At 54.9% G+C, this 4,206-nt stretch carries 2 protein-coding genes; one reads left to right on the forward strand and one right to left on the reverse strand.

Annotation, left to right across the window (positions count from 1 at the left end):
• Positions 1–1,368, reverse strand: a 1,368-nt coding sequence (locus tag RMSM_RS37005) for a serine/threonine-protein kinase (RefSeq protein ID WP_008698326.1), incomplete at its 3' end; no start/stop codon positions are given.
• Positions 1,369–2,014: 646 nt separating this feature from the next.
• On the opposite strand from RMSM_RS37005, the gene RMSM_RS16240 reads away from it, so the two are divergent.
• Positions 2,015–3,943: a 3-keto-alpha-glucoside-1,2-lyase-like domain-containing protein gene (locus RMSM_RS16240; protein ID WP_201767042.1), complete on the forward strand. Its 1,929-nt coding sequence runs from the start codon at positions 2,015–2,017 to the stop codon at positions 3,941–3,943.
• Positions 3,944–4,206 lie beyond the last annotated feature (263 nt).

The raw sequence follows: 4,206 nt of genomic DNA on the forward strand, positions 1-4,206 counted from the left end.
CTTGTTCGACTTCTTCGCGGATGTCTGTTTCTTTTCAGCGGGTGAATCGGCTTTTTTCACCGTGGGTTTGGCTGGCGGATTACCGCGGTTGGCATTCGGTTGGGACGCATTGGACGATTCAGTAACCGAGGAACTGACCGGAGCGGATTGTGCAATCGGCGGTGAGGAACTCGATCCGCTTGTTACTAACGCAAAAATCGCAACGACGATCAACAGCAATGCCAACACGCCGATGGCGATGAAGGGTGCATACCGTTTCCAGTCCACCGATGCTGTGGGTTCCTTTTTCTTCGCCGCAGCCGGTTGCTTCACCGGGGTACCAAGCGGGCGTTGAGGTGCCATGGGTGCCGCCGGAGCGGCTAACGGGCTTGGCATCGCCGCCGGAGTCGCTGGTACCGAGGGAAACGCAAACGGATCCGGAACGTCTTCGGCAGCCGCATCGACCAAACGATCGTCAAAGATATCGTGGTTTTGTTTTTTGCTGACGACTTCGCTCAACCCCAGCTGCAACTTATTGATCGCTTGAGCCACCTCGGATTTCGCGTGGCACTCGACCTCGACACGCTGTAATTCTTCGAGCAACAAATTGGCTGACGCAGGTCGCTCGCGAGCCTCTTTCGCTAACAAGCGATGAACAAGATCAGCAAGCGGCGTGGGAATCTCAGGATTCAGTTCACGGATCGGCTTAGGTTTGTGCGATAGGATGGCGACCAATTGCCCCGAGACCGACGACGAGGCAAGCGGCAAACGTCCGGTACATAACTCGTACAACACCACACCCAAACTGTACAAATCGCTGCGATCATCCAGCGGATCGGTACGTGCTTGTTCGGGTGATAGATACCCCGGCGTGCCAATTACCGAACCGCTTCCTGCAATTCGATCCACCGGAGTCTGAGCAAGCGCCAAACCGAAATCGAGAATTTTGATTCGATCGTTCCCTTCTTCGATCCAAATATTCGCCGGCTTGATATCGCGATGGACAATTTCCTTGGCATGTGCCGCGGCAAGTCCGCGTGTGATCTGTTTGGCAAAGTCGAGGATCTTTTCGAAACCCAGCTGCGTTTTGCTCAGATTCAAGGATTCAAGCGTCTGACCGTTGAGCAATTCCATCGCCATAAAAGGCGTGCCGTTGCGTTCGCCGACTTCAAAGATCACCACCACGTTGTCGTGATGGACCGCGGCCATCGCTCGTGCTTCTTCGATAAATCGAGCACGACTGTTGGGAGTCGCGGCAATCTTTTTGTTCATCACCTTCAAGGCGACGGTGCGTTTAAGACGCGTGTCCTCGGCGCGGAAAACGTACCCCATGCCCCCCTTACCCAACTCGCTGATCACTCGATACGAACCGAGCATGTCCCAGATCATCAGGCTGGGATGCAGGAGCGAGAAAGTCGTAGACTTGCTGAGTCGTTTTCATAGATTCGCGGTAGGAACGATGAGTTTCTTGCATCCGTTCGGGCGAGAGTAGTTTAACACGCAGAGCGGCAAATGTGTGCAGGGGATTAGGAACCCCCAGTCTAACAGGACGCAAATCGATTGCTCGACTAAATTGGAGCAATCGGAATGGACGCAGCGACGTGTCAGTTACGCGAGGATCGCATCGCTAGTTTACACTGCAATCGAAACCTCAAAACGGCATGATTCGAATGCAAACGGCATAAATGCAAACGGCATACCGGCGACCGTCTCACGCCGCATCGCCAGCACGAATGCGTCGTCAACGCAGCCAATCCCCTGAACGACATCCCCCAATCGCCGCCCGACAGGAAAGAATGCGGCTGGCTGCGTCCGACATGTTGTCGGCAGTCCGCAGCCGAACGATACTAGGAACCGACCTTGAGCAAAAAAATGGTTCGAGGAACACGGCACGTCCTCGGTCACGGTTCCCTTAGCGATATCGTTTGCCTGTTATCGGGCGTGCGGGATCCACATTCAACCTTGGCCCAAAATGTTGTTGGCTCCAGAAACCCTACCTGAAACTCAACCCTTTCCCTTGACCCAAGATTCAAAAATGAAAATGCGGCTTAGCCTCACGATCGCCGGCCTTTGTCTGGCATGCCTCCCTTTCGGTTCGCGGCCCGCTGATGCCGCGGAATCCGCCCCAGCGGACGACGCCAATCAATTGACCGAGTCCGAGAAGCGCAGCGGATGGGAGTTATTGTTTGATGGATCGAGCACCGAAGGTTGGCGAAACTACAAACGCGACGACGTATCGGACGGCTGGAAAGTCCAAGACGGAGCCTTGGTTCGCCACGGCAAAGGCGCCGGCGATTTGATTACCGAGGAAAAATTCGACACGTTTGAACTTTCGCTGCAGTACAAGATCAGCAAAGAGGGCAACAGCGGGCTGATGTTCCATGTCGTCGAAAGCGAGGGACGTCCCTACTACAGCGGCCCCGAAATCCAGATCCAAGACAACAAAGACGGCCACGATCCGCAAAAGGCTGGCTGGCTGTACCAGCTGTACAAACCGGGCACGGCGCGGGGCGAAGAGACACCGATTGACGCCACCCGGCCGGCTGGCCAATGGAATGAACTGTACTTGCGTATCGGTAACGATCAGTGCAGCGTCTGTATGAACGGCGTACGCTACTACAATTTCAAAATCGGCGACAAAACATGGAAGGACCGAGTGGCCGCGAGCAAGTTCGCCCAATGGGAAGGCTTCGGCGAGGCTGGCAAAGGCCATATCTGCCTACAGGACCACGGCGACTTGGTTTCTTACCGGAATATAAAGATCCGTCGACTCGAAGACGACCAACCTGTCAAACAACCGATCGACGGTAAACTTGGCATGAAGAGCGTCCTGGCGTTTCCCAATTTGCAGTGGGATCAATGGCAAGCGGTCGACGACGCCGGACAAGTGCGTCCACTGCGTTTGATCGAATTGACCTACGCCAAAGACGCTCCCGAACGGCTCTACGCCATCTCGCAACGTGGCATGATTTGGTCGTTTGAAAACAAGCCGGACGTGACCGAGTCCCAACTGGTGCTGGATTTACGAGAAAAGGTTTACGACTGGAAAAAACGTGGTGCAAACGAACAAGGGCTGCTTGGACTGGCGCTACACCCCGACTTCAAATCCAACCAAAAGTTTTACGTTTACTACTCGTTAGCGGATGCGGAAAAGTCGATCCTTTCTTGCTTCACGATGTCCAAAGACAATCCTCATCAAGCCGATCCAAAATCCGAAGTGGTGCTGATGGAGATCGACCAACCGTTTCAAAATCACAATGGCGGCAGTATCGAATTTGGTCCCGATGGCTATCTGTACATCGGACTCGGTGACGGCGGACTTCGCAACGATCCCTACGAAGCCGGCCAAGATCTCGGCAAGATCCTGGGCAAAATCTTGCGGATCGATGTCGACAACGCAGCCAATGGCAAAAACTATGCAATTCCCGCAGACAATCCGTTCGTTAACACCTCGGGCGCACTACCCGAAATCTATGCTTATGGACTTCGTAATCCATGGCGAATTGCGTTTGACCCTGCCTCAGGTCGCCTGTGGGCCGGCGATGTCGGTCAAGAATCATGGGAAGAAGTTGACGTGATCACCAAAGGCGGCAACTACGGCTGGAGCAGCCGCGAAGGAACCCATCCGTTCGGCAGCCAACCTGTGCCCGAAAGCGTTAGTGAACCGATCGAACCGGTCTGGGAATACGACCACGCAATCGGTAAATCGATCACCGGCGGCCGAGTCTATCGTAGCGATCGCAACGCAGAATTGACGGGCAAATACATTTACGCTGACTACGTCACCGGCAGCGTATGGGCATTGTCGTACGATCCGGAAACAGGCAAAGCGACCCGCAACGATCAAGTCCTACCCGACAGCATCCCTGTGCTGGCGTTCGGACAAGACGCATCGGGAGAGGTCTATTACCTGACTAACAGTGTTCGCGGCGAATGCATCTATCGCTTCGACGCCGCCAAGTAATTGGCGAGCCCACGGGTGATCCAGCAGTGATCCCCCACGAATGTTAGGCGGCAAGGCGCAAGCCCAGCGCCGCCTGCCTTGGTAGCGGCACGGCGCGAGCCCAATGCCATCTACTTTGGCAACCACTGGAGATGCTCAAGTAGTGGGATTCGCCAGAATTCCCATCATTGCTTTTGAAACACCAGGAACTCTGGCGAGTCCCACTACGAAAGTAGATGGCATTGGGCGCGGGGCCCGCCCAGTTGAGGCGAGTGAAACGTTCG

The sequence above is a fragment of the Rhodopirellula maiorica SM1 genome, from assembly GCF_000346295.1.
GTDB classification, from domain to species: Bacteria; Planctomycetota; Planctomycetia; order Pirellulales; family Pirellulaceae; genus Novipirellula; species Novipirellula maiorica.